The organism is Halolamina salifodinae (assembly GCF_017874235.1).
Taxonomy (GTDB): domain Archaea; phylum Halobacteriota; class Halobacteria; order Halobacteriales; family Haloferacaceae; genus Halolamina; species Halolamina salifodinae.
Genome location: NZ_JAGGLC010000007.1, coordinates 26,442 through 51,086, shown reverse-complemented (window position 1 = coordinate 51,086; position 24,645 = coordinate 26,442). Strand labels below are relative to the sequence as shown.

25 protein-coding genes are annotated in these 24,645 nt (G+C 68.2%); 11 read left to right on the top strand and 14 right to left on the bottom strand.

Annotated elements, in window-relative coordinates; all coding sequences use genetic code 11:
* Nucleotides 1-82 precede the first annotated feature (82 nt).
* Both J2753_RS13950 and J2753_RS13945 read left to right on the top strand, forming a co-directional pair.
* Nucleotides 83-946, top strand: a complete 864-nt coding sequence (locus J2753_RS13950; RefSeq protein ID WP_209492673.1) for a sulfurtransferase — start codon at nt 83-85, stop codon at nt 944-946.
* A 62-nt stretch (nt 947-1,008) separates the two neighbouring features.
* Nucleotides 1,009-1,632, top strand: a complete 624-nt coding sequence (locus J2753_RS13945; RefSeq protein WP_209492672.1) for a transcription antitermination protein — start codon at nt 1,009-1,011, stop codon at nt 1,630-1,632.
* Nucleotides 1,633-1,677: 45 nt separating this feature from the next.
* Here J2753_RS13945 and J2753_RS13940 read toward each other — a convergent pair whose 3' ends face one another.
* A complete protein-coding gene (locus J2753_RS13940; RefSeq protein ID WP_209492671.1) occupies nt 1,678-1,950 on the bottom strand; it encodes a DUF7553 family protein in 273 nt (90 codons plus the stop codon).
* 109 nt (nt 1,951-2,059) lie between these two features.
* Here J2753_RS13940 and uvrB point away from each other — a divergent pair, with 109 nt between their 5' ends.
* Nucleotides 2,060-4,123, top strand: a complete 2,064-nt coding sequence (uvrB, locus tag J2753_RS13935) for an excinuclease ABC subunit UvrB (RefSeq protein WP_209492670.1) — start codon at nt 2,060-2,062, stop codon at nt 4,121-4,123.
* Between the two features lie 35 nt (nt 4,124-4,158).
* On the opposite strand, the gene J2753_RS13930 is transcribed toward uvrB, so the two are convergent.
* Complete coding sequence (locus J2753_RS13930) at nt 4,159-5,220, bottom strand: DUF7096 domain-containing protein (RefSeq protein WP_209492669.1); 1,062 nt, start codon at nt 5,218-5,220, stop codon at nt 4,159-4,161.
* A 94-nt stretch (nt 5,221-5,314) separates the two neighbouring features.
* Entirely contained in the window at nt 5,315-6,448 is a 1,134-nt protein-coding gene (locus J2753_RS13925) for a helix-turn-helix transcriptional regulator (protein WP_209492668.1), read from the bottom strand.
* Between the two features lie 132 nt (nt 6,449-6,580).
* Here J2753_RS13925 and J2753_RS13920 point away from each other — a divergent pair, with 132 nt between their 5' ends.
* The 3 genes from J2753_RS13920 (at nt 6,581) to fer (ending at nt 7,876) form a co-directional block, all read left to right on the top strand.
* The gene (locus J2753_RS13920; RefSeq protein WP_209492667.1) at nt 6,581-6,772 is read left to right on the top strand and encodes a DUF7554 family protein; all 192 of its coding nucleotides are present in this window, start codon (nt 6,581-6,583) and stop codon (nt 6,770-6,772) included.
* An 85-nt stretch (nt 6,773-6,857) separates the two neighbouring features.
* The gene (locus tag J2753_RS13915; RefSeq protein ID WP_209492666.1) at nt 6,858-7,358 is read left to right on the top strand and encodes a 2'-5' RNA ligase family protein; all 501 of its coding nucleotides are present in this window, start codon (nt 6,858-6,860) and stop codon (nt 7,356-7,358) included.
* Nucleotides 7,359-7,486: 128 nt separating this feature from the next.
* On the top strand, nt 7,487-7,876 hold the full coding sequence (gene fer / locus J2753_RS13910; RefSeq protein ID WP_209492665.1) for a ferredoxin Fer: 390 nt from the start codon (nt 7,487-7,489) through the stop codon (nt 7,874-7,876).
* A gap of 40 nt (nt 7,877-7,916) precedes the next feature.
* Here fer and J2753_RS13905 read toward each other — a convergent pair whose 3' ends face one another.
* A complete protein-coding gene (locus tag J2753_RS13905) occupies nt 7,917-8,672 on the bottom strand; it encodes a hypothetical protein (protein ID WP_209492664.1) in 756 nt (251 codons plus the stop codon).
* An 84-nt stretch (nt 8,673-8,756) separates the two neighbouring features.
* Between J2753_RS13905 and J2753_RS13900 the strand changes: the two genes are divergently transcribed.
* From J2753_RS13900 to J2753_RS13890, 3 genes are read left to right on the top strand one after another with little or no spacing between them, the layout of a single operon-like run.
* Complete coding sequence (locus tag J2753_RS13900) at nt 8,757-10,883, top strand: PAS domain-containing sensor histidine kinase (protein ID WP_209492663.1); 2,127 nt, start codon at nt 8,757-8,759, stop codon at nt 10,881-10,883.
* Complete coding sequence (locus J2753_RS13895; RefSeq protein WP_209492662.1) at nt 10,876-11,319, top strand: response regulator; 444 nt, start codon at nt 10,876-10,878, stop codon at nt 11,317-11,319. Before J2753_RS13900 ends, J2753_RS13895 begins: the two co-directional genes overlap by 8 nt.
* Nucleotides 11,320-11,362: 43 nt before the next feature.
* Nucleotides 11,363-12,385, top strand: a complete 1,023-nt coding sequence (locus J2753_RS13890; RefSeq protein WP_209492661.1) for an A24 family peptidase — start codon at nt 11,363-11,365, stop codon at nt 12,383-12,385.
* Here J2753_RS13890 and J2753_RS13885 read toward each other — a convergent pair.
* Nucleotides 12,382-12,858: a phosphate-starvation-inducible PsiE family protein gene (locus J2753_RS13885; RefSeq protein ID WP_209492660.1), complete on the bottom strand. Its 477-nt coding sequence runs from the start codon at nt 12,856-12,858 to the stop codon at nt 12,382-12,384. The genes J2753_RS13890 and J2753_RS13885 overlap by 4 nt on opposite strands.
* An 84-nt stretch (nt 12,859-12,942) precedes the next feature.
* Between J2753_RS13885 and hisI the strand changes: the two genes are divergently transcribed.
* Both hisI and J2753_RS13875 read left to right on the top strand, forming a co-directional pair.
* On the top strand, nt 12,943-13,344 hold the full coding sequence (gene hisI / locus J2753_RS13880) for a phosphoribosyl-AMP cyclohydrolase (protein ID WP_209492659.1): 402 nt from the start codon (nt 12,943-12,945) through the stop codon (nt 13,342-13,344).
* Nucleotides 13,341-14,477: a DUF7118 family protein gene (locus tag J2753_RS13875; RefSeq protein ID WP_209492658.1), complete on the top strand. Its 1,137-nt coding sequence runs from the start codon at nt 13,341-13,343 to the stop codon at nt 14,475-14,477. The genes hisI and J2753_RS13875 overlap by 4 nt, the downstream gene beginning before the upstream one ends.
* A 90-nt stretch (nt 14,478-14,567) precedes the next feature.
* Here J2753_RS13875 and glmM read toward each other — a convergent pair whose 3' ends face one another.
* From glmM to pdhA, 9 genes are all read right to left on the bottom strand, one after another.
* A complete protein-coding gene (gene glmM / locus J2753_RS13870; RefSeq protein WP_209492657.1) occupies nt 14,568-15,938 on the bottom strand; it encodes a phosphoglucosamine mutase in 1,371 nt (456 codons plus the stop codon).
* Nucleotides 15,939-16,055: 117 nt separating this feature from the next.
* Nucleotides 16,056-16,604, bottom strand: a complete 549-nt coding sequence (locus J2753_RS13865; protein ID WP_209492656.1) for a SprT-like domain-containing protein — start codon at nt 16,602-16,604, stop codon at nt 16,056-16,058.
* A 104-nt stretch (nt 16,605-16,708) separates the two neighbouring features.
* Complete coding sequence (locus J2753_RS13860; RefSeq protein WP_209492655.1) at nt 16,709-18,655, bottom strand: ABC transporter ATP-binding protein; 1,947 nt, start codon at nt 18,653-18,655, stop codon at nt 16,709-16,711.
* Between the two features lie 86 nt (nt 18,656-18,741).
* A complete protein-coding gene (locus tag J2753_RS13855) occupies nt 18,742-19,254 on the bottom strand; it encodes a hypothetical protein (RefSeq protein ID WP_209492654.1) in 513 nt (170 codons plus the stop codon).
* Complete coding sequence (locus tag J2753_RS13850) at nt 19,251-19,547, bottom strand: hypothetical protein (RefSeq protein ID WP_209492653.1); 297 nt, start codon at nt 19,545-19,547, stop codon at nt 19,251-19,253. Before J2753_RS13850 ends, J2753_RS13855 begins: the two co-directional genes overlap by 4 nt.
* Before the next feature lie 40 nt (nt 19,548-19,587).
* The gene (gene lpdA / locus J2753_RS13845) at nt 19,588-21,012 is read right to left on the bottom strand and encodes a dihydrolipoyl dehydrogenase (RefSeq protein WP_209492652.1); all 1,425 of its coding nucleotides are present in this window, start codon (nt 21,010-21,012) and stop codon (nt 19,588-19,590) included.
* A gap of 2 nt (nt 21,013-21,014) precedes the next feature.
* Entirely contained in the window at nt 21,015-22,511 is a 1,497-nt protein-coding gene (locus tag J2753_RS13840; protein WP_209492651.1) for a dihydrolipoamide acetyltransferase family protein, read from the bottom strand.
* Nucleotide 22,512: 1 nt separating this feature from the next.
* Nucleotides 22,513-23,499, bottom strand: a complete 987-nt coding sequence (locus J2753_RS13835) for an alpha-ketoacid dehydrogenase subunit beta (RefSeq protein WP_209492650.1) — start codon at nt 23,497-23,499, stop codon at nt 22,513-22,515.
* Nucleotides 23,496-24,638: a pyruvate dehydrogenase (acetyl-transferring) E1 component subunit alpha gene (gene pdhA / locus J2753_RS13830; protein WP_209492649.1), complete on the bottom strand. Its 1,143-nt coding sequence runs from the start codon at nt 24,636-24,638 to the stop codon at nt 23,496-23,498. The genes J2753_RS13835 and pdhA overlap by 4 nt, the downstream gene beginning before the upstream one ends.
* Between the last annotated feature and the right edge of the window lie 7 nt (nt 24,639-24,645).

Here is a 24,645-nt window from a genome sequence, read left to right as displayed (position 1 = left end):
CGAGAGTGGCCGTCCGAGAGCCCGGCGAACCCCGCCGGTGGGTTGGCGTTTAAGTGGGCTCCGAACATATATCGGCGTGACTATGTCTTCAGAGTACGCGACCGACGCGCTCGTCTCCGCCGACTGGGTGGAGCAGCGCTTAGACGAGTTCGAGAGCGACGACCCCGACCTGCGGCTGGTCGAGGTCAGCGTCGACACCGAGGCCTACGAGGAGGCCCACGCGCCCGGCGCCATCGGCCTCAACTGGGAGTCCCAGCTACAGGACCAGACCACCCGCGACATCCTCGATAAGGAGGCGTTCGAGTCGTTGCTGGGCGAGCACGGTATCGCCAACGACTCGACGGTCGTGTTCTACGGCGACAACTCCAACTGGTTCGCCGCCTACGCCTACTGGCAGTTCAACTACTACGGCCACGAGGACGTGCGCCTGCTCAACGGCGGCCGGGACTACTGGGTCGAGAACGACTATCCGACGACGACCGAGGAGCCCGACTTCTCCGAACAGGACTATACGGCTCGCGGTCCCTTCGAGGACATCCGCGCGTACCGCGAGGACGTCGAGAACGCCATCGACCGCGGCGTTCCCCTCGTCGACGTTCGTTCGCCCGAGGAGTTCTCCGGCGAGGTGCTCGCACCGCCGGGACTCAACGAGACGGCCCAGCGCGGCGGCCACATCCCGGGCGCGAAGAACATCTCGTGGGCCGCGACGGTCAACGACGACGGGACGTTCAAGACCGCCGACGAACTCCGTGACCTCTACGGCGCGGAGGGGATCGACGGCGACGAGTCGGTCGTCGCCTACTGCCGCATCGGCGAGCGCTCCTCCATCGCGTGGTTCGCGCTCCACGAACTGTTGGGCTACGAGGCGACCGTGAACTACGACGGCTCGTGGACCGAGTGGGGCAACCTCGTCGGCGCGCCCGTCGAGACCGGCGACGCGGAATAAGCCCTCCAATCGGGGCCGTCGCTTCCGTGGGCTACAAGCGCCTGCTCGCCCACCGTCGGCGTATGGACGCCGACAGCTTCCGCGACGACCTCCGTGCTGCCCACCAAACCGAACTCTCGCGGCTCGGTTCCTCGAAAGCCGTCTACGCACTCACCGGCGGCGAGATGGAAGGCGACGCAGTCCGAACCGGGACTGCCCGCGAACTCCACGCGCTCGCACCGGTGCTGAACGAGTGGGCCGAAGACGCGCAGGGCGAGCACGCGGACCTCTTCGACGCGGCTGCCGATTTTGCGGCAACATACGCCGATAACTTCGACAGCGAGGCGGCTTCTGGGGACGACACAGCCGCTACGGACGTCGTCGCCGATTCGCTCGCGCCAGTCGATCCGGCAGACCGCCAGGCCGCGATGACCGCGGCGTTCCTGGTCCTCGAGGAGATCGCGGGCCAACTGGTCGGCTTCTTCGTCGGCGACGCCGACCGCAAGAGCGCCGACGAGTTCCGCGAGTTCCGGGCCGAACTCGGCGACTATCGCGACGACGCGGCCGAGCTACTTGCCGACCACGCCGAGGACGAGGCCGACTGGGAAGCAGCCCGGGCGGCCGGCGCCGACGTGGTAGCGGGTGCCTACGACTGGTACGTCGACACGCTGGAGGCGATGGGCGTCGAACCCAAGAACGTCTGCTGACCTCTCTGATTCTCCATACGAAATAGAGGGGTCTGTGGGAGTGCGCTACACGCCGTCGACCGTCTCGCGGTAGGCGGTGATCGCTTCCTCGGCGGCGTCGATGTGGGCGGTCACGTCCTCGCCGGCGCCGTCGCGGAGTTCGTTCAGCGCGTTCAGGTGCCGAGCGAGGCGGCCGTGGTCGGGGCCGCTGTCGGCGGACGCCAGCGTGGCGAACTGGTCGGAGAGGTCGTAGAGGCGACGCTGGGCCTCATCGTCGGCCGCGGCGGCACTGGCCTGTCGTAACTCCTCGCTCGCGGTTCGGAGTCTGTCGTCGGGCATGGATGGTCCTGTGGCCGCCGGGCAGAAAGCCGTTACTGCGCTGGCGGCCACATCGTGAACTGTTCACACGACCGGGCTGCTCAAGTCCGTTGATACCCTGTTTCCGGTAATGAGCGACTCACAGAGCGGTCCGCTCTCGCCGGACCGACCGGAGGCCGAGCGCCCGTTCCGCGTCGACGCCCCCTTCGAGCCGGCGGGCGACCAGCCCGAGGCCATCGAGCAGTTGGCGTCGGGGTTCCGCGAGGGGATGGACACCCAGACGCTCCTGGGCGTGACCGGGTCAGGGAAGACCAACACCGTCTCCTGGACCGTCGAGGAGATCCAGCAGCCGACGCTGGTCATCGCGCACAACAAAACCCTCGCAGCACAGCTCTACGAGGAGTTCCGGGAGCTGTTCCCGGACAACGCCGTCGAGTACTTCGTCTCCTACTACGACTACTACCAGCCCGAGGCGTACGTCGAGCAGTCAGACACGTTCATCGAGAAGGACGCGTCGATCAACGACGAGATCGACCGCCTGCGCCACTCCGCGACCCGGTCGCTGCTCACGCGCGACGACGTGATCGTCGTCGCCTCCGTCTCGGCCATCTACGGCCTCGGTGACCCGCGCAACTACGTCGACATGTCCCTGGGGATCGAGCAGGGCGAGGAGATCGGCCGCGACGAACTGCTCGGCCAACTGGTCGACCTCAACTACGAGCGCAACGACGTGGACTTCACGCAGGGCACGTTCCGCGTCCGTGGCGACACGGTCGAAATCTTCCCGATGTACGGCCGCTACGCCGTGCGTGTGGAGTTCTGGGGCGACGAAGTCGACCGGATCCGGAAGGTGAACACCCTCGAAGGCGAGGTGGTCAGCGAGGAGCCAGCCGTCCTGCTCCACCCGGCGGAGCACTACTCGATCCCGGAGGGGCGACTCCAGAACGCGATGGCCGAAATCGAGGACCTGATGACGGAGCGCGTGCGTCACTTCGAGCGACAGGGCGACCTCGTCGCCGCCCAGCGCATCGAGGAGCGCACGACGTTCGACCTCGAGATGCTGCAGGAGACGGGCTACTGCTCGGGGATCGAGAACTACTCGGTCCACCTCTCGGACCGCGAGCAGGGCGAGGCGCCCTACACCCTGCTCGACTACTTCCCGGACGACTTCCTCACCGTCGTCGACGAGTCCCACCAGACGCTCCCGCAGATCAAGGGGCAGTTCGCGGGCGACAAGTCCCGCAAGGACTCGCTGGTCGAGAACGGCTTTCGCCTCCCGACGGCCTACGACAACCGCCCACTGACGTTCGAGGAGTTCCAGGAGAAGACCGACGAGACGCTGTACGTCTCGGCGACGCCGGGCGACTACGAGCGCGAGAACTCCGACCAGATCGTTGAACAGATCGTTCGGCCGACGCACCTCGTCGACCCCGCCATCGAGATTACGAGCGCCGAAGGGCAGGTCGAGGACCTGATGGGCCGCATCGACGAGCGTATCGAGCGCGACGAGCGAACGCTCGTCACCACCCTGACCAAGCGCATGGCCGAGGACCTCACGGAGTATCTGGAGGAGGCCGGCGTGAACGTCGCGTACATGCACGACGAGACCGACACGCTGGAGCGCCACGAGATCATCCGCTCGCTCCGCCTCGGCGAGATCGACGTGCTCGTCGGCATCAATCTCCTCCGTGAGGGGTTGGACATCCCCGAGGTCAGCCTCGTGGCCATCCTCGACGCCGACCAGGAGGGGTTCCTGCGCTCGACGACCACGCTGGTCCAGACGATGGGCCGTGCGGCCCGGAACGTCAACGGCGAGGTCGTGCTCTACGCCGACGAGCGCACCGACGCGATGCAGGACGCCATCGAGGAGACCCGGCGCCGCCGGGCGATCCAACAGCGATACAACCAGGAGCACGGCTTCGAACCCCGCACCATCGAGAAGGATATCGGGGAGACGAACCTCCCCGGCAGCAAGACCGATACGTCCGGAACGACCGGCGGCGAGGTGAGCGACGCCGACGACGCCGCCCGCCAGATCGAGCAGTTAGAGGACCGCATGGAGGCCGCGGCGGACAATCTGGAGTTCGAACTCGCGGCCGACATCCGCGACCGCATCCGCGAACTCAGACAGGAGTTCGACCTCGACAGTGGCGACGAGGAGGGCGTCGTCCCGGAACCGGATCCGGAGTTCTAAGCGCCACGAACTGCTGGGGTCAGCGAAAAGAGCTTCTACCCCGACTCGGTCTCGGTGCCGTCAGTGGTCGGTTGCGCACCGTCCGTCCCGTCGGCGTCGTCGTTCGTGCCGCCGGTCGTGTCGCTGTCGCCGGCCGAGTCGTTGTCGCCGGTGTTGCCGTCAGTACTGTTCCCGGCCTCGGCGCCGGTGGTGTCCGGCTGATCGGTGGTCGCATCGTCGCCGCCCCCGGGCGAGGACTCGTTCCCGGCCGTGTCCGTCGCGTTGCTGTCCTGTCCGGCGGTTTCGTTCCCGTCGGGCAGCTCGGACGTGTTGCCGGGGGCTCCGTTCTCGGAGTCGTTCTTGCCCGGCGCGTCCTCGCCGTTCCCGCGGTCGGTCTCGTTCTCGGGCGGGCCAGTGGTCACGTTCTGCTGGCCGTCTCCCTGGCCAGCATCGTTCCCGTTATCAGGCCTGCTTGACCGTTCTGTCTCGTTCTCCGTGTCGTCGGGGCGCTCATCGACCTCGTCCGCCGGGCCGCGCTCGCTGGCGTTGGACGGGCCGCGGAGCCCCTCATCGGCGTCCTCGCCGGCGATCGAGCGTGCTGCTTCGGCGACTTCGCCGCCGCTGGTGCGGTTGGCCTGCTGGGCCAGTGTGCGGACCTCGCTGACGTTCGCGCCGTTGCTTCGCAGCGACTCCTCGGGCAGCGACTCGGCGGCCTCGGCGGTCCGGTTCGCGCGCTTCTCGAGGGCCTGCAGTTCGGCACCGAGCGCGGCGAGGCGCGCCTGGTACTCGCCGCGGCTCATGGTGCCGTTCTCGTGGGCCTGCGTGATCCGTTCTTTCTCGGCCTCCAGCGCGTCGAGACGACCGGAGAGCTGTTGGGACTGATCAGCGACGACGCGGGCCTTCGAGGCGTTGGACTCGGCGGCCGAGAACTGTTGGTTCAGGGTCCGTTCGGCCACTTCGTTGTCGATTTCGGCCTCTTGGACGCCGACGACGCCGGCGAGCGACGCACCCGGCGCGGGCCCGTCGCTCTCGGTCTGGGTGTCTGCCAGCGCGGCGGCCGCTGGCACGCTGCCGGCGAGCACCACCAGCGCGACGACGACCGCGACGGCTCGGTTCATACTCGACACGTGGCGGTACATCCCTAAAAACCGTCCACTCGCTCCACCCGCCTTCACCGGGATTAACCCAGCTTAACGCCCCGAAGGCGGGCCGTTACTCCGGTTCGTCCGTCTCGGGGAACTTCAGGACGTTCTCCCGGCCCAGCCGGAACGATTCGACTTTCCCCTCGTCCCGGAGGCTGCCGACGACCTGGCTGGTGCGCGCGGCGCTCCAGTCCAGTTCCTCGGTGACGGTCTTTTGTTTCATCCGCCCGCCCTGCTGCTCTAGCAGCCCCAGCACGCGCTCCTCGGGGCTGAGAAGCTCTTCCGGGGTTTCTTTGCCCGCGTTCGGGCCGAGGGCGCCGGTGGCGTCCTCGCCAGCCGCGGTTTGCTCGGCCGATGCAGGCGCTCCCTCGCCGGCGGACTCCTCGGCCGTGGGGCTCGACGCCGATGGGCTCTCGGCTGCTGGCTGCTCGCTCTGGCCTGCTGCCGGGCTCCCGCCGCCGGATCCCGACTCGTCGGCCATCTCGCCCGGCGGCCGGCCAGTCCGGCGGCGGTAGTACCACACGGCGCCGGCCCCAGCGAACAGCAGCACGCCGACGACCGGTCCCCACGGCGGCAGCGAGTTGGCCGGCCGGACCACGAGTCGTGGCTGGCCCACGTCGAACTCCTGGGGGCCGTTCCACGTCGCCGAGCGGTCGCCCTCGCTGTCCGGCCGGGGGTCGACGACGTCGATGACGTACCCCTCGGGCCAACTCAGCGTGAGTCGGGTGTCGGCGTCGAGGAAGATGCCCGCGATAGCGTCGCCGGCCGCGATCCGGTCGTCCGAAACCTCGGCGAAGCCGACCCAGTCGAAGCTGTAGCGGACGACGCCGTACTCGCCGCTGAGCGGGCTGGTACTGGCCTTGACGGTGACGTTCTCGACGGCCATCTCCCGACCTGTCGCGTTCTCGGCGGCGGCGACGGTGTTGCGCATCCGGGAGGCGAACTGTGTCCGGTAGTCGCTGGTGTTCTGCTCGATGTCGCGCTGGAGGCTCTCGAACGCCTCGGTGGTGTTCTCGTCGTCGAGGGCCACCCGGTACTCGATGCTCCATCGCGCGTCGCCGTTCTCCTCAACGGCGGCTTCGAGCACCACGGTGTCGCTCTCCACGTCGCCGGTCTGCAGCGCGGGGAGCTCCGCGGCCGCGCCGACGCCCGAACTGCACAGCAGTAGCGTCAGCGCGATCCCGATCACGGTCCGTCGATCCATTCGCCCGAACCTCCGGCGTCGTGGAGTAAAGGCGTTGCCGTCCGGGCCGCTCCGGCCAGATCCCCCGAATGACTGCCCCATGCGATCGATTCGGCCGCAGACCTTTTGCGGGTGCCCCGTGGAGAAGCCCGTATGAATCGACGAGGCAACATCGGCGCCGAGGACCTGTTGAAGCTGATCCTGGTGCTCGTGGTGGTGTGGCTGGTCATCGAGCTACTGGGCGAGGTGCTCGAACTGTTCACCGGCCTGCTCGGCCTGCTCCCGGACCTGCTGGGCTTCCTGATCATCGTGCTGGTGATCCTCTGGCTGCTCGACCGCATCTGAGCCGCGCCGACGCGTTTTTGCCCCGTGACCGCCCAGTTCTCGCCGTGAACCGTCGTCTCGATAGCGCCGTCTCCCCCGTCCAGTCGTGAACCTTCGCATCCCGCCCGCGGTCGAACGGCTGGCCGACCGCCTCCACCCCGGCCTCACGCCCTTCGAGCAGGTGCGCGAGCGCCATACGCTGGTGGTCAAACGCATCGAGGCCGGCACGTGGAGCCAGGGTGGCGGCGGCGTGCGCGAGCGCCTCCGCCGCGTGCTCGACGAGACCGAACCGTTCCCGGTCCGGATCGACGGCATCGACTACTTCGCGGACCCGCCGGACGGCCGCGGGCCGGTGGTGTATCTCCGCGTGGAGAGCGAGGGGATCCAGCAGCTCCACCGCCGGCTCTGTCAGGAGTTCCCGGTCGTCGACGCGCTGGAGGGTGGGAACTACGTCCCGCACGTCACGCTCGCCCGCGGGGGGAGCGTCGCCGACGCCGAGCGCGTCGCCGCCACCGAGATCGAACCGGTGGAGTGGACCGCCAAACGGGCGCTGACGTGGGACCGGGAACACCGCGAGGCGGTCGACCGCTTCCGTCTACGCGGCTGAACCCGGAATTAGGCCCGCGGCCGGCAAAGGCGTTTCGGGCCTTTCGGCCGGCCTAATCCGCCGGATTTGGCCGTTTTTCTCGACGCGAACCACAAAACCCTATACGGTGGCAGGTGAACTGCGGCGTGATGCCAACCGTCGAATACCTCAACTACGAAGTGCTTGACGACCACGGCTGGTCGATGGACGACGACGACCTGTTCGAGCAGGCCGCCGACGCGGGCCTCGACGCCGAGGACTACGGCACGCTCGAAGTGAACCAGGGCGAGTACATCCTCGAGGCGGCGGAGGCCCAGGGTTACGACTGGCCGTTCTCCTGCCGCGCCGGCGCGTGTGCGAACTGCGCTGCCATCGTGAAGCAGGGCGAGATCGACATGGACATGCAGCAGATCCTCAGCGACGAGGAGGTCGAGGATAAGGACGTCCGCCTGACCTGCATCGGCTCGCCGGCCGCCGACGAGGTCAAGATCGTCTACAACGCCAAGCACCTCGACTACCTCCAGAACCGCGTCATCTGATCGGGCCGGCTGACACCGTTTTCCCCGTTCGTGCCGGCGCTCAGACCACGCTCCAGCGCAGCGACACCATCAGCCCGATCAGCAGTAGCTGCATCACGCCCTGCAGGCCGCCGAGTTTGGCGTTCCGCGCGCCGATCCGGGCGATAACCCCCGAGTCGGGGTCCGCCGAGGTCATCTCCTGATACATCCGGATCTCGCCGGGCAGCAGGAAGCCAAACCCCAGCACGGAGAGCAGCGTCACGATGCCCAGCGAGAGGGCGACCACCAGCGGGATGGACGCCAGATCGCCGACCGCCGTCGCCACCCACGCGAGCGACCCGACGGCGGCGACGCCGAACAGTGCCTGCCAGCGCCGGTCGCCGAAGACGTTCAGTCGCCAGCCAGCCAGCAGCAGCGCCGGGATCAGGTTCGCGGCGGTGAACAGCGCCAGCCACGGCTCGCTGTTCGGGAAGTAGCCCAGTCGCTGGGCGAGCGTGATGCCGCCGGCGATGGTGAGCAGCGCCATCGCGGGCAGGAAAAAGGTCGTCTTCGGCGTCAGCCGCGTGAACACCGCGGCGCTCTCCTCCTTGTCCAGCCCGCCGATCACGGGGCCCAGAACCGTGCCGATGAACAGGTCGGTCCCGGTCCAGAGCAGCCCCGCCATCACGTGGACGTACGTGTGAACCTCCACGGAGGCCTCCCCGGAGAGCACGTAGCCCAGCGCGAGCAGCGAGACACCGACGACGCCGCCCGCGAACGCCGGGTTGGCTCGCTTCCCGAGACCGCGGATCGTACCACTGACCGAACGTGTTGACATAGTCGTCAGTCTGGTCCGTTCGGGATAAGGCTACCCCCCGCGGCCGAAATGCCCTTTACCGTGATAGCCCCACGTAGAGGCAGCATGGGGACTTGGACGCGCTTCCTCGCCCGCGTCGGGGAAGGCCGCGTAATCAGTGCTATCGGGGGGATGTACGTGGTACTCGTGAGCGGGTGGGCGGTGGACCACTTCAGCCGGGGGGTGCCGGTGGTCAGCCTGCTGCTCGTGAGCGCCATGATCGCGGTCCCCGGCACGCTGCTCGTCTCCGGCGGCTCTCGCCTTTCTGACACGGATCTCGATCCAGACCTCTACGCCGGCGTCGTCGGCTGGTGTCTGCTCGGCTTCGCGACGACGGGAGCGCTGCTCGTGCTCTATCACCTCCAGCCGGCAAGCGACCTGATGATGCCCATCGTCTCCTCGCCGCTGTTGACCGCTTTCGGCGCCGTTTCGGGGCTTGCGGTCGGCATCTACGACGGCCAGGCGAAGATGCGCTCGCGCGAACTCGACCGCCGGAGCACGGAGCTCCGGGACGCACAGGACGAGTTGGCCGACGGGGTCGACCGACTGGAGCACTCGAACGAGCGGCTGGAGCGCCACACCGAGTACACTGAACACGTGCTCGACGGCGTCGACGACATCTTCTACGTGGTCGGCGCCGACGGCGACGTGCGGCGCTGGAACGACAGCCTCCGGAAGGTAACTGGCTACGCCGACGAGCAGATCGAATCGATGACGGCCGCGGAGTTTTTCGCGGCCGACGAGGCCGACCGGATCGCCGACGGCATCGAGGCGGGGTTCGAGACCGGCAGCATCCAGATCCAGATCGACCTCCGGAGCGCCGACGGCGAGACGATCCCTTACGAGTTCGCGGCCTCGATCCTCGAGCACCCCGGCGGTGAGACGGTGCTGGCGGGGATCGGACGCGACGTCTCCGACCGGATCGAGCGCGAGCGCGAACTCGAGCGCCGCGCGCGCCAGCAGCAGGTCGTCGCGGATCTGGGCCAGTCGGCGCTCGAAACTGAGGATATCGACGCGCTCATGGCCGAGGCCGTCCGGGCGGTGGCGGACGCGCTCGGCGTGACCAACGCCGAAGTGCTCGATCTCGACGCCGGCGCCGACGAACTCCTGCTCCGGCAGGGGGTGGGCTGGGACGACGGCATCGTCGGCACGGGCACTGTTTCCGCGGTCGATGCCGACTCCCAGGCGGCCTACACGCTGGAGAACGACTGCCCGATCGTCGTCGAGGAGTTAGCGACCGACGACCGCTTCGACGGCCCGGAACTGCTGACCGATCACGGGCTCACGAGCGGCATCAGCACCGTGATCGGCCCGTTCGACGAGCCATGGGGGATCCTCGGCGCCCACGATACCGAGCGCCGGACGTTCACCGAGGAGGACGTTAGCTTCGTCCAGAGCGTCACCAACATCCTCGCTGAGGTCATCGAGCGCCGCCGCTACCAGCGCGAACTCGAGGGACTGGTGGCGGATCTGGAGGCCTCGAACGAGCGCCTCGAACAGTTCGCCTACGCGGCCTCCCACGACCTGCAGGAGCCCCTCCGGATGGTCTCCTCGTACCTCCAGTTGATCGAGGCCCGCTACGCCGAGGAGTTCGACGAGGACGGGCGGGAGTTCCTCTCGTTCGCCGTCGACGGCGCCGACCGGATGCGCGAGATGATCGAGCGCCTCCTGAGCTACTCCCGGGTCGAAACCCAGGGGAGCCCGATGAAGCCCGTCTCGCTCCGGGACGTGCTCGCGGACGTGCGCGCGGACCTCCAGGTCGCGATCCGGGAACACGACGCCGAGATCGTGGCCGAGGAGCTCCCGACCGTCAACGGCGACCCGAACCAGCTCCACCAGCTGTTCCAGAACCTGCTGGACAACGCCATCGAGTACGGCGGCGAGGACCCGCCGACGGTCCGGATCGACGCCGAGCGCGTGGACGACCGCTGGCGCATCCGGGTGAGCGACGACGGCATCGGCATCGACCCGGCCGAGCAGGACCGCGTGTTCGAGGTGTTCGAGCGGGGCTACGGCCACCGCGAGACCGATGGTGCCGGCATCGGTCTGGCGCTCTGCCAGCGCATCGTGGAGCGCCACGGCGGCCAGATCCACGTCGACTCCGAATCCGGCGAGTGGACGACGTTCAGCTTCTCGCTCCCGGCGGTCGCCGAGGCGACCGAACCGTCGATCCGGGGTGGGTACGATGAGTGACCCCGAGGAGGCCGACGTCCTGCTCGTCGAGGACAACCCTGGCGACGTGCGTCTGACCCAGGAGGCGTTCCGTCAGGGCGACGCCGACAGCACGCTCCACGTCGTCGACGACGGCGTCGAGGCGCTCGACTTCTGCTACCGGCGCGAGGCGCACGCCGACGCCCCGCGGCCCGACATCGTCCTGCTCGACCTGAACCTCCCCCGGAAGGACGGCCGCGAGGTGCTGGCGGCGCTGAAGCAGGACCCCGATCTGTGCCGGATCCCCGTGATCGTGCTCACCAGTTCGGCGGCCCGAACCGACGTGGCCGAGTCCTACGACCACAGCGCGAACGCCTATCTCACCAAACCAGTCGATCCGGAAGAGTTCATCAGCACCATCGACGCGTTCACCGAGTTCTGGCTCTCGACGGCACGACTGCCGAACCGGGCGGAGTGATCGGTTCCCAAAACGCTTTGGCTGTCGCCGCAGGCTTCGGTGTATGTTCGGCACGGTCGCCTCGCTCGGCGACGGCCTGCGCCTGCTCGCGGTCCCCCTGCTTGGCTGGGCGGCGCTCCGGGACGTGCGCACGCGCCGGGTTCCCAACTGGATCTGGTACGCCATCGGCGGCCTCGGCCTCGCGCTGCTGGCCGCGGATCTGTACGCGCTGGCGCCGTTCACGAGCGCGTTCGCCCGCCTCCAGCTGTTCCGCGTCCTCGTGAGTGTCGGCTTCGTCATCCCGCTTGCGTACGTGTTCTGGCGGCTGGGCGGCTTCGGCGGCGCCGACGCCAAGGCGCTGATGGCGCTGGCTGTGCTGTTCCCGACCTACCCCGCCTACTACCCGCCGGTCAGCGTGTTCGGCACCGCCCTACCGCCGGTGCTTCCGGCCGAACCCACCCTCGTCGGCGTGTTCTCGCTGACGGTGCTGACAAACACCGTGCTCGTCGGCGCGCTGTTCCCGGTGGCGCTGGCGGCCCGGAACGCGCTGGCGGGCCGGCTCTCGCCCGTGATGTTCCTCGCCCGCGTCGTCCCCGTGGAGGAACTCACGGATCACCACGGGCGGCTGTTCGAGGACCGATCGGGGATCACCCGCTCGGGACTGGACGTCGACGCGCTCCGGATGTATCTCCGCTGGCGCGGCGTCTCGCTTGCGGACCTGCGCGCGAACCCCGAGCGCTACCGCGACCCGGCGAGCGTCGCGAAGACGTTCGACCCGACCGACGGCGCCGTCGACGCCGAGGGCGTGGAACACGGACCGGTAGATGGGGAATCCTCCGATTTCGAACCGAACGACGACTACGACGACCCCTGGGCCGCCGCGCGCTTCCTCGAGGAACTCGAGGGGCCGTCGTACGGCACCGACGCCGAGACGCTGCACGAGGGGCTGGACACCGTCGTTTCCGAGGACGAGGTCTGGCTCTCCCCGGGGATGCCCTTTATCGTCCCCATGTTCGTCGGCCTCGTGATCGCGTTGACCTACGGCGACCTGCTGTACAGCGTGCTGACGGCGCTCGGGACGGCCTAACTGCGCCGCTCGACCACCAGCAGCGTGGCGAGTCCGAGGATGATCAGCGTGTACGCGCCCGCGGCCAACAGCGCGGCCGACTCGGTGGCGTACTCGCCAGTGCGGAAGATGATCGCCTTCCGGACCATCGCGATGACGCCCGTATAGATCACGAGGCGGACGATCCGCCGGGTGTCGGACTCGTGGGTGTACGCGAGCACGGTCTGGTACACTTCCACGATGATGAGCAGCAGCAGGGCGGTGTCGATGAAGCCGACCACGACCAGCGGGTCGGTGATGGCGCCGGCGACTGCGCTCTGGACGATCTGTAGCGCGAGGTCGAACACGCCGACCGCGAACAGCACCCCCAGCACCACCGCCGCGATCACCTCCGTATAGCGGATGAGCGTCTCGCTGAACGCGAGCAGGCGGTCGTCGAGGCTGTCGCCGAGTTCGGGCCGACTCCCGACCGGGTCCCGGTTGTCGTCCGTCATACCCCACCCGTTCGGCCCCACCGTGATGACTCTATGGTCGGAGCCGCCCGCGCACTCTTTACGCGGGAGGGCCAACCCTCCCCTATGTCCGACCTCCAGACGGTCGACGTGGACTTCGGCGACGACGGCCTCGTCCCCGCGGTGGCACAGGACGCCGACACCGGCGAGGTGCTGATGCTCGCCTACGTCTCGCCCGAGGCGCTCCAGCGCACCGTTGACTCCGGCCGCGCGCACTACTACTCCCGCTCCCGTGACGAACTCTGGGAGAAAGGCGCTTCCAGCGGCCACACCCAGTCGGTCGTCGACGTTCGGGTCGACTGCGACGCCGACACCCTGCTGTACGTCGTCGAGCAGGCTGGCGGCGCCTGCCACACCGGCCACCACTCCTGCTTCCACCGCTCGGTCGAGTCGGCCGAGGGCGGCGAGACCGTCCAAGTGGCCAACACCGGCGAGAAACTGTTCGACCCCGACGCAGTCTACGAATGACGATTGCCGATGAGCCGCTCCCCACGACGCCAAGCACCGACGACCTGCTCGCGGAACTCCGCGAGGCCCGGGCCCAGCGCGACGAGATCGCCGCGGAGATCGAGCGCGACGGCGAGCAGTCGGTGCAGGCCGTCGCCGACGCGGTCGGCGAGGCGACCCGGCTGTTCCATCGCTACGAGGACTCCGCGACCGGAACCGGGGATTTCGAGGCGTATCTGGAGTTCCAGAGCCAGTTCGCCGAACTGGTCGAGAGCCTCCCCGAGGACCTCCCCGAACGCGAGGGGTTCGAGACGGCCAACGAGGCGGTCGATCAGCGCACCATCTCCGAGAGCGACTTCGAGCGCGCCCGCGAGGCTATCGCGCCGGCCGGGGAGATCGCGGACCTGCTCGACCGCCGCGAGGCCGCCCGCGAGCGCGTCGACGACGCCGAACGGGCGGTCACCACTCGCCTCTCCGCCATCGACCGACGGCTCGACGAACTCGCGGACCTCCGGCGGCTGGGTGACGCCGACCTCTCGGCGCCGACCGAGGATCTCACCGACCCCATCGAGCGCTACGACGACGCGGTCCGCGAGGCGTTCGACGACTACGCCGAGTCGACGCCGGTCCGTGATCTACTCGATCTGATCGAGACCACGCGGCTCTACCCGCTGGTCGAGTTTGAGCGACCGCCGGATGACCTGCTGGAGTACGTCCGGACCCAGGCCGTCGGCGAGGAGCCGTTGCCGACGCTGCTCTCCTACGCGCAGTACTCCGGGTCGAAGCTCTCACACTACGTCGAGGACCCGACAGCGTTCGAGACGACGGTGCCGGTCCACCGCACCTACCTCGACCGCATCGACGCCGAGCCGTTGACCGTCGGGTCGCCGCCGCCGGCCGACCGGCTGGAGCATCTCGCGGCGGAGTTGGTGGCCGTCGTCGGCCGCTTCGCCGACGAGGAGACGGTCGCGCTGGCCCGGGATCTCGAGTCGCTGGCTCGCCGTGAGGGGTACGACCGGATCCGCGACGCCGTCGTCGCCGAGGAAGAACTCACGCCCGAACAGCGCGAGGCGCTCAAGAACGGCGAGTACGCGGCCGAGGAAGAACGGCTCCGCGAGGACCGCGCCCGGTTGGAGCAGGCACTCGAAGATTAAGCACGTGTCACGCCGAAAAGGGCGGATGCGATCAGAACCCACCGGGGGCGAATCGACGGACGGCAGTAGCGAAAATCGCGTCGGCGCCGGTCAGTCGTCCCCGATTGCGGCGCGGAGTTCGCCCTCCACGGCGTCCGCGAGGTCGGCCGCGCGGGCGGCGTCGCGGGCCTCGGCGTAGATCCGGACCTTGGGTTCGGTGCCGCTAGGGCGGACCAGCACCCACGCGTCGCCGTAGTCGAGTCGGTAACCGTCGACGGTGCTGGCCTCCACGTCGGCATCCTCGGCGTACTGCTCGGCGGCGCCCAGCATCGCGCTGAGTTCGGACTCCGCGTCGTAGCTGAGGTTCCGCCGGACGTTCTCGTAGGCGGTGTAGGGTTCGACGACCGCGCTGGCGGTCGCACCCGTGGTCGCCAGCAGTTCGAGGAACTTCGCGCCGATGAACGCGCCGTCCCGCACCAGCCGGAAGTCCGGGAAGAAGATCCCCCCGTTGCCCTCGCCGGCGATGGGGACTCGGTGGTCCGCGGCCTGTAGTTCCTGAATCCGGGTGATGATGTTCGTCGCGCCGATGGGGGTGAGTTCGAGATCCGCGCCCACGTCGTCACAGACATCGACGAGGCGTTGGGAGACGTTGACTGCGGCGACGGTGGCGTCGCCCGGTTCCAGGGCTTTGGCGGCCAGCGCGGCCAGCGAGGCGTCGCCCTCGATGTACTCGCCGTGTTCGTCGAAGAAGATGGCGCGGTCGGCGTCGCCGTCGTGGGCGATACCCACGTCGGCGTCGGTCGCCCGGACCAGCCGACCCAGATCGTCGAGGTTCTCCGGGACCGGCTCGGGATCCCGACCCGGGAAGTGGCCGTCGGCGTTGCCGTTGACGGTCACCACGTCACAGCCGATCCGGCGGAAGAACTCGGGGCTGGTGAGCGCGCCGGCGCCGTGGCCGGGGTCAAGCGCGACGGTGAGGTCGGCGTCGGCGACGGCCTCGCGGTCGACGCCGGCGACCAGTTCGTCGACGTAGTCGTCGCGGGCGCCGTCGATCCGGGTGGACTCGCCCACCTCGGCCCAGCCGGCTTCGTCGAACGTCTCGCCGAGCAGGCAGTCCTCGACGCGTTCGAGTTCGGCGACCGGGAGTTCGACGCCGTCGGCGCCGACGAGTTTGATGCCGTTGTACTCCGGGGGGTTGTGGGAGGCCGTGACGACGACGGCCGGGATCTCCTCGACCTCGGCGTAGCGGACGGCCGCGGGCGTGGGGAGCACGCCCAGTCGGTCGGCGTCGACGCCGACGGCGGTGAGGCCGGCGTCGGCCGCGTTGGCGAACTGTTCGCCGGTGGTTCGGGTGTCCCGGGCGATGGCGGCGCGGTCGGTGTCCCAGACCGTCCCCGCGGCTTTCGCGACCCGGAGCACGAACTCGGCGGTGAGCTGTTCCCCGGCGACCCCGCGGGTGCCGCTGGAGCCGAAGACCTTCATTCAGGTGGGGATTGTGTGCTGGGGGTCAAAGCCGTTCCGAAGGCCGCAGGAGTGTGGTTTCTCGGTTGGCGTCGATGACCGCTGTTCAGGAACGTTCGACTCTCAACGGGCTAGGTCTCACCCGGACAGTTCTGCGCCGCCACTCACGACGCTGAACCGACCGCCGCAGTCACCGCATCGGTACTGGTCCGCCTGCTTGACCAACTTCGACTTCCTGTACCGAGCGATCTCCCGACCGCAGTCGTCACAGCGGACCCAGTATTTCGGCTCGGTAAACCGCTCGCAGTGGACGCTGGTGTCCAGCGTTTCGGCGAACCGCTTGAACGTCTCCCCGTGGCCGGATCCCTCTCCGGTGGTCACGAGATGGGCGTGGATGAGTTCGTGTCGGACCGTGCTGGCGACTGCGAGCCACCCGCTGTTGTCGAAGTGGCGTCGGGCGATTTGGATCCTCTCAGGCTGCCCATCCGCGTGGTATAGTGCGCCTGCCCGTCGTTTCGCGCGGTGGCTGATATCCCACTCTACGGAACTGACCGCGACCGCGAGGTCGTGGGCGTCGACGACCTCCCGGGCGTAGATTTTCACGACCGAGAGGAGTTCCCGGTCGGTGCAGTCGCTGGACAGCGAGTAGCGCTCTTCAGTGCCCAGGTGCTGCACCGGTCCACTCATTGCGTCGCTACCCTCTGGGAGGAGGGAGCATCTATAGTTACTGGAGCCGGCGGTAGCCCCTTGGCGAGCGTCGCAGCGCCGGTCCGAAAACCCACTCCCGAGAGCTAGTCGTCCGCCGAAGCGACCCCGGCCGACCCGCTGCCGCCGGCCTGCATCCCCCAGAGCTTCGCGTAGTCGCCGTCCTGGCGGAGTAGCTCGTCGTGGCTCCCGGTCTCGGCGACCTGCCCTTCCTCCATCACCACGATTCGGTCGGCGTCCTTGATGGTCGAGAGCCGGTGGGCGATGACGAACGCCGTCCGGTCCTCGGTCAGGCGATCCAGACTCTGCTGGATCTGTTCCTCGGTCTCGGTGTCGACGTCGGAGGTCGCCTCGTCCAGAATCACGATCTCCGGGTCGTTCAGCAGCGCGCGGGCGATGGCCAGCCGCTGGCGCTGCCCGCCCGAGAGCTTCACCCCGCGCTCGCCGATCTGGGTCTCGTAGCCCTCCGGCAGGTCGGTGATGAACTGGTGGGCCTCCGCGGCCTTCGCGGCGTCGACGACGGCGTCGCTCACGCCCTCATCTTCGCCCGAGAGCACCGAGAGGTCGCCGTAGGCGATGTTCTCCTCCGCGGTCCCGGAGAACATGTAGGGGTTCTGCTCGACGATGCCCACGTGCTCGCGCAGGCTCGCGAGGTCCCACTCGCGCACGTCGATGTCGTCGACGCGCACCGCGCCGGAGTCCACATCGTAGAACCGCGGCAGGAGTTTCAGTAGGGTCGATTTCCCCGCGCCGGTCGTGCCGGCGAGGCCGACCGTCTGGCCCGCCTCGACGTCGAGGTCGACGCCGTCGAGAATCGCCTCGCTGCCGTCGTAGCTGAACGTCACGTCGTCGAACTCGACGTGGCCCTCGACGTCATCAGACTGCGTCTGATTGGCAGACGAGCGTGGCTCGTCGACGTCCTCGGGGACGTAGGCGTCCGCCGGCGTGGTGACTTCTGGCTCGTGACCGAGGATTCCGAACACGCGCTCGGAGGAGGATTTCGCGAGCTGATACTTGTTCGCGGTCTTCCCGACCCGGCGCATCGGCGCGTAGAGCCGTCGCAGCAGCATAAAGAAGACGGCGACCGACCCGACCTTGAGCGCGGCGTCGGAGCCGATGACGATGTCGCTCCCGACGACCCAGAGCATCGCGACGAACACCAGCCCCGTGATCACCCGGAGCGAGGAGAAGAACGCTCGACGGATCTTGATCGCGCCGACCTTCTCGTCGTGGTACGTCTCGCTCTGGTCGGAGACCCGGTCGAGTTCGAAGTCATATCGATTGAACGTCTTGATCACTCGCGCGCCGCCGAGGTTGTTCTCCAGCCGTGAGTTCAGCCGCGACACCGTCTCGCGGATGCCCCGGTACTTGGGTTCGATCCACGTCAGGAACTTCCCCGAGGCGAGGCCGATGATCGGAACCGGCGCCAGCGCGATCACCGCAACTTTCGGCGAGAGGTAGAACATGATCGCCGCGATGCCGCCGACGGTGGCAACGACGCGGATTGCCTGCCGGATCTCAGTGTTGAGGAACTGCTCCAGTCGATTCACGTCCTGATTCAGCACGGACATCATCGCGCCCGTCTGGTGTGTCGCGAAGAAGCCCAGCGAGAGCCGCTGAATGTGGTCGTACGTGTCGTTCCGGAGGTCGCGCTGGACCTTCTGGGCGGTGGACATGAACAGGTACCGCGAGGCGAACCGGGCCACCGACCGGACGACGTAGGCCGCGCCGGCGATGATTACCAACTGCTGGAGGAACTCGATTCGTGCGGCCTCGCCGGTGATCCGGCCTGCCGGAATCAGGCCGGCGTCGACGAGGAGGCTTCCTTCCCCGGTTCCCTGATTGATGACGCGGTTGATGGCGACCCCGACCAACAGCGGTGGGATGAGTCTGGACAACCGAACCGCGAACGCGGCGACGGTGCCCACGCTCAGGCGCCGCCAGTAGGGGATGCAGTAGCGCAGGAGCCCCTTCATCGAGTGGCCGTCGACCGACTGACGGATCTCGGAGAAGCTCCCATGTTCGTCGCTCATTACGGTTCGAAACACGCCCCAGCCGGAAAGATGTGGGGCTGCCGGAAGGGGGAGCCGGTTCGAACGTCGGCGTTACCCGGGTAGCGTCACCGATCCCGGTCGACGTCGAACCCGCGTTCTTCGAACGCCGCGACGGCCCGCTCGAACGCCTCGTCGCCGTCGACGGCGAACCGTGAGGGGAGTAGCAGCCGTCGTTTTCGGGTTTTGCCGTCGGCCTGAAACCGGAGCACCAGTCGCGGCCGAGTGAAGCCTTTCGACCCGCGTGTCGCGGTCACCGACTCGATCCGGTCGAGATCGAGGGAATCGACCGAGCGATAGCCTCGCGCGCGGCCGATCAGCGCCCCGACGACAACCACGCCGACCACGAGGCCTGGCAGGCGCCACCGGGCGTGGCCGAGTTCCCACGCGAGAACGCCCAGCCCGTAGAGTATCGCGAAAAAGTAGGCGCCCACGATCCCGCGTTGACCGAGACTGCCGCCGTGCCAGTAGTCCCGGATTAGCGCGCGGACGTAGCCGGCGATGGACTCCTGGAACCGGACGGTGCCGTCGACGAACGATGCTTGGCCGCGCTTCGTCCGGATCTCCGTTGGCGGCGTCACTCGTTTTTGGACGCGAGGTCGGTCTCCGAGAGCGGCACCGTCGACAGGCCGCCGGCGTTGCCGTTCTTGTAGGCGTAGATGACCACGCCCGCCTCGCGGTCGATAGCGCGCTTGAGCATGCCGTTCGGGTCGCCGCGGCTCAGCGACGCGGCGTCGAGATCGGAGAGCGGAGCCGGGTCGGATTGATCGGTGCCGCCCCCAGAGGATCGTCGTTCCCCGTCAACGCCCCAGCTATCGCTCTCGGTCTCAGTGTCGTCGGCGGACTGCTCGTCATCGTCGTCGGAGAGGGCCATGGCGGCTGTGTGGCCCGCGGCGTAGAAAATCTACCGCCGACTACCGGTTCAGCGTGTGGATCGCCTGATCGTCGGCGTTCTCGGCGGCCTCCATCACCGCCTCCGCGAGCGTGGGGTGGGTGTGGACCGTCGACGCCACGTCCTCTAAGGTCGCGCCCATCTCGATGGCGAGTGCGAGTTCGGCGATGAGTTCGCTGGCCTCGGGGCCGACGATCTGGGCACCGAGGATGAAGCCGGCGTCTTCCTCGGCGACGATGCGGACGAACCCTTCGTCCTCGCCTGTCGAGAGCGAGCGCCCGGAGGCACGGAACGGGAACTCGCCGATTTTGGGCGTGAAGCCGGCCTCCTCGGCCTCTTCCTCGGTCATCCCCACGGTGGCGATTTCCGGGTCGGTGAAGACGGCCGCCGGGATGGCCTGCTGGTCGAGCGCTGCTGGCTCGCCGGCGATCACTTCGGCGGCGACGATACCCTCCTTGCTGGCCTTGTGGGCCAGCATCGGCTCGCCGGCCACGTCGCCGACAGCGAAGACGTTCTCGACGTTGGTGCGGGCCTGATCGTCGGTGGGGATGAACCCCTGCTCGTCGACTTCGACGCCCGCGGCTTCGGGGTCGAGGCTGTCGGAAACCGGCTGGCGGCCGACCGCGACGAGCACCTTGTCGGCGTCGTAGGTCGACTCCTCGCCGTCCTCGTTTTCGGTGGTGACCACCACGCCGTCGCCTGTCTCCTCCCATTCGTTGGCGGCCTCACCGAAGTTGAAGTCGATGCCGAGGTCGTCGGCGCGCTGCTTGACGACGCGGCTCACGTCGTCCTCGTAGCCCGGGAGGATCCCGTCGAGCATCTCCACGACGGTCACGTCGACGCCCATCTTCGCGAACACCGTCGAGAGTTCCATCCCGATGTAGCCCGCGCCGACCACGAGCAGTTTCTCGGGTGGCTCCTCGACTTCCAGCGCGTCCCGCGAGGACCAGATCGGGTCGTGCTCGAACTCGAAGCCGGGCACCTGAATCGGCCGGGAGCCCGTGGCGACGATGGCGTGTTCGAAGTCGATGGTCTCCGAACCCTGCCCCTCGCCGCCGTGGGCGATGCGGGCCGTCGAGTCGTCGACGAACGTCGCCTCGCCCTCGATCAGATTGACGCCGTTTGCCTTACAGAGCTTCTCGACGCCGCTCGTGAGTTGGTCGACGACGCCCTCCTTCCACTCCTGCATCTCGTCGGTATGGATGACGGGGTCGGCGTGGACGCCCATCTCCGTCGCGTTGCGGGCGTCGTGGGCCACGTCCGTCGCGCTGATCAGCGCCTTCGAGGGGATGCAGCCGTAGTTCAGGCAGGTCCCGCCGTACGCGTCGCGGTCGACCAGCGTCGTGTCCAGTCCGTTCTGTGCGGCGCGGATGGCGGCGACGTAGCCGCCCGGCCCCGCGCCGACCACCAGTACCTCCGTTCCCGTCGTAACGTCTCCTACGACCATTGTTAGAGTAGTAGTTTGGTCGGCTCAGCCAGGTATTCTTTCACGGTGTTCGTGAACTTCGCGGCCTCCGCGCCGTCGATCACGCGGTGGTCGATGGCCAGCGAGAGCGGCAGCGTGTGGGCTGGCACGACCTCGCTGTCCTCGACGACCGGGCGCTGTTCGATGGCGCCCAGCCCGATGATCGCGGTCTCGGGGTGGTTGATGATCGGCGTGGCGTACTCGCCGCCGAACGCCCCGAAGTTGGTGACGGTGAACGTGCCGCCCTGCATCTCTTCGGGCGAGATGGAGCGCTCGCGCGCACGGGTGGCCAGATCGTTGATCTCGTCGGCCAGTTCGAGCAGCCCCTTCTCGTCGACGTTCTTCACCACCGGCACCATCAGCCCCGCGTCCGTCGCGACGGCGATGCCGATGTTGTAGTAGTTCTTCAGCCGAATGACGCCCTCCTCCTCGTCCAGTTCGGAGTTGAGGATGGGGTACTCCTTCAGCCCCGCCACGACGGCCTTGAGGACGAACGCCATGTAGGTCAGGCGCGTGCCCTTCTCCTCGGCGGTCTCCTTGAGGTCTGCGCGGGTCTCGACCAGTTCGTCGATGACCGCGGTATCGTGGTGGGTGACGTGGGGCGCGGTGTACTTCGACGCCGCCATCTGCTCGCCGATGGTCCGGCGCACGCCGCGGTAGGGGACCGTCTCCTCGCGGGCCCCCTCGCCGGTCGCCGACGCGGACGCGGTCGCCGCCTCGGCTGCCTCGCCGCCGGACTGGGCGAACGCGCGCACGTCCTCCCGCTCGACGAACGGCTGCCCGTCGCGGGTCTTCTCGGTCGGCACGGCGTCGATGTCGACGCCGAGTTCCTCCGCGAGCGCGCGCGTCGCGGGCACCGCGAGGGTTTTCTCGCGTGCCGCCTCGCCGCTCGTTGCGGTCGTCGACGCCGCGGCGCCGGCGCTCGCCCCTGCGGACTCGTCCTCAGCGGCCGGGTTCACGGGGGTCTCGGCGGCGGTCTCGTCGTGCTCCTCGGCTTTCTCGTGGTGGGCGCGCACGTCGGCCTCGCTGACCCGGCCGCCGGGACCGCTCCCCTCCACGTCGCTGATGTCGACGCCGAGTTCGCGGGCCAGCCGTCGGGCGGCCGGCGGCGCGAACACGCGACCATCGGGGGTCTCGGCGCTCGCGGCCTCCTCGGTGTCGGTCTTGGCCTCCTCCGTACTCTCGCCGGGTTTGTTCTCGGTGTCGGGTGCCTCAGCCTCGGCGTCGCCGGCCTCGGGTTCCTCGACGTTGAACGAGATGATGACGTCGCCGACGGGGACCATCTCGCCCTCCTCGGCGAATAGCTCCTTCACAGTGCCGTCGTAGCTCGATGGCACCTCGACGAGCGCCTTGTCCGTCTCCACTTCGGCGACGATGTCGCCCTCGCTGACGGTGTCGCCGGGCGACACCTGCCACGAGACCAGTTCCCCTTCGGCGATACCTTCACCGACGTCCGGGAGTTCGAACTCTTTGACAGTCATCTCAGAACTCCACCGTCTCTCGGATGCCGTCTTCGACTCTGGCAGCGTTGGGCAGGTAGTAGTCCTCCATCGCGTACAGCGGCACGGGCACGTCGAAGCCCGTGACGCGCTTGACCGGCGCCTCCTGGTAGTAGAGGGCCTCCTCCTGGATCAACGCGGTGATCTCGCCGGCGAGGCCGCCCGATTTGGGCGCCTCGTGGACGACGACCGCACGGCCGGTCTTCTTGAACGACTCGACGATGGCTTCTCGATCCATCGGCGAGACGCTCCGGAGGTCGACGACTTCGGCGTCGATGCCCTCCTCGGCGAGGTTCTCGGCCGCTTCGAGGGTGGGCCGAGTCATCGCGCCGTAGGTGAACACCGACACGTCGGAGCCCTCGCGGCGGGTCGCGGCCTCGCCGATTGGCACCTCGTAGTCCTCTTCGGGCACCTCGCCGCGGAACGCCCGGTAGATGAGTTTGGGTTCGAGGAAGACCACCGGATCCGGGTCGCGGATCGCGGAGATCAGCAGGCCCTTCGTGTCGTACGGCGTCGACGGCACGACGACTTTGAGGCCGGCTTCGTGGGCGTAGAACGCCTCCTTCGAGTCCGAGTGGTGTTCGGGCGCGCGGATGCCGCCGCCGTAGGGGGCCCGCAGCACCATCGGGAGGTTGAACCGCGACCGACTCCGGGTCCGGTAGCGCGCCATGTGGGAGACGATCTGGTCGAACCCGGGGTACATGAACCCGGAGAACTGGATCTCCGACACCGGCTTCATCCCGCCGGTCGCGAGGCCGACGGCGCTGCCGACGATGCCCGACTCCGCCAGCGGCGTGTCGACCACGCGCTGGTCGCCGAACTCGTCTTGCAGACCCTGCGTGGCCCGGAACACGCCGCCGTTGGCGCCGATGTCCTGGCCCAGCGCCACGACATCGTCGTCGAGTGCCATCTCGGTCGCGAGACCGTCCCGGACCGCCTGTACGATTGTGAGGTTCTGTGTCTCGCTCATTCTTCCAAGAACGCGTCCTTCCCGTGTCGCTCGACGCTCTCGACGAACGCGTCGCGCTGTGCCTGTAGCTCCGGGGGTAGCTCCGCGTAGACGTGTTCGAACATCTCCGTGGGCTCCGGCCGGGGCTCGCTCTCGGCGGCGTCGATGGCCTCGTCGACCTGCTGCTCGACGCTCGCCTCGATCTCGGCGACCGTGTCGTCGTCGAGGATCCCCTCGTCGCGAAGGTACGTCTCGAGTCGCGGGATGGGGTCCTTGGCCTTCCAGCGCTCGACTTCCTCGTCCTCGCGGTACACCGTCGGGTCGTCCGCGGTGGTGTGGGCGCCAAAGCGATACTGGACCGCCTCGATCATCGTCGGCCGGGGCTGGTCCTCGTCGGGGTTCCGGGCCTTCTCGAGGGCCTCCTGTGTGACCTTGTACACTGCCAGCGGGTCCATCCCGTCGACCTGCACGCCCTCGAAGCCGTACGCCTGAGCCTTCTGGGCCAGCGTCTCGGAGGCGGTCTGGCGCTCGCGGGGCACGGAGATGGCCCACTGGTTGTTGTTACAGAAAAACACCATCGGCACGTCGTAGACGCCGGCGAAGTTCAGCCCCTCGTGGAAGTCACCCTCGCTGGTGGCGCCGTCGCCGAAGTAACAGATGCCGGCCGTGTCGGTATCGCCCGACGCGGCGTCGCCAGCCGCGTCAGTGTCCTGGCCCTGCAGTTTCCAGGACCACGCCAGCCCCGCGGCGTGGGGGATCTGGCTGGCGATGGGCACCGCCACCGGCAGGATGTTCACGTCCTCGTCGACCTCGTTGCCCTTCTCGTAGCCCATCCAGTAGAGCAGCGTCTGCTCCAGGGGCAGGCCACGGACGACGGCGGCGCCGTGCTCGCGGTAGGACGGCACCATCCAGTCGTCCTCGGCGAGCGCGTGTGCCGAGGCGATCTGGGCGCCCTCCTGTCCGGATAGTGGCGGGTAGGTCCCCATCCGCCCCTGTCGCTGGAGGCTGACGGCCCGCTCGTCGAAGTGCCGGGAGAGCTTCATGTCCCGGTAGATGTCCAGCAGCGTCGCCTCGTCGAGCTCCGGCGGCTCACCGACGACGTTGCCCTCCTCGTCGAGCACCTGTACGCGGTTCTCGGGGTCGCGCTGTATCGTGCTCACGGCTTGA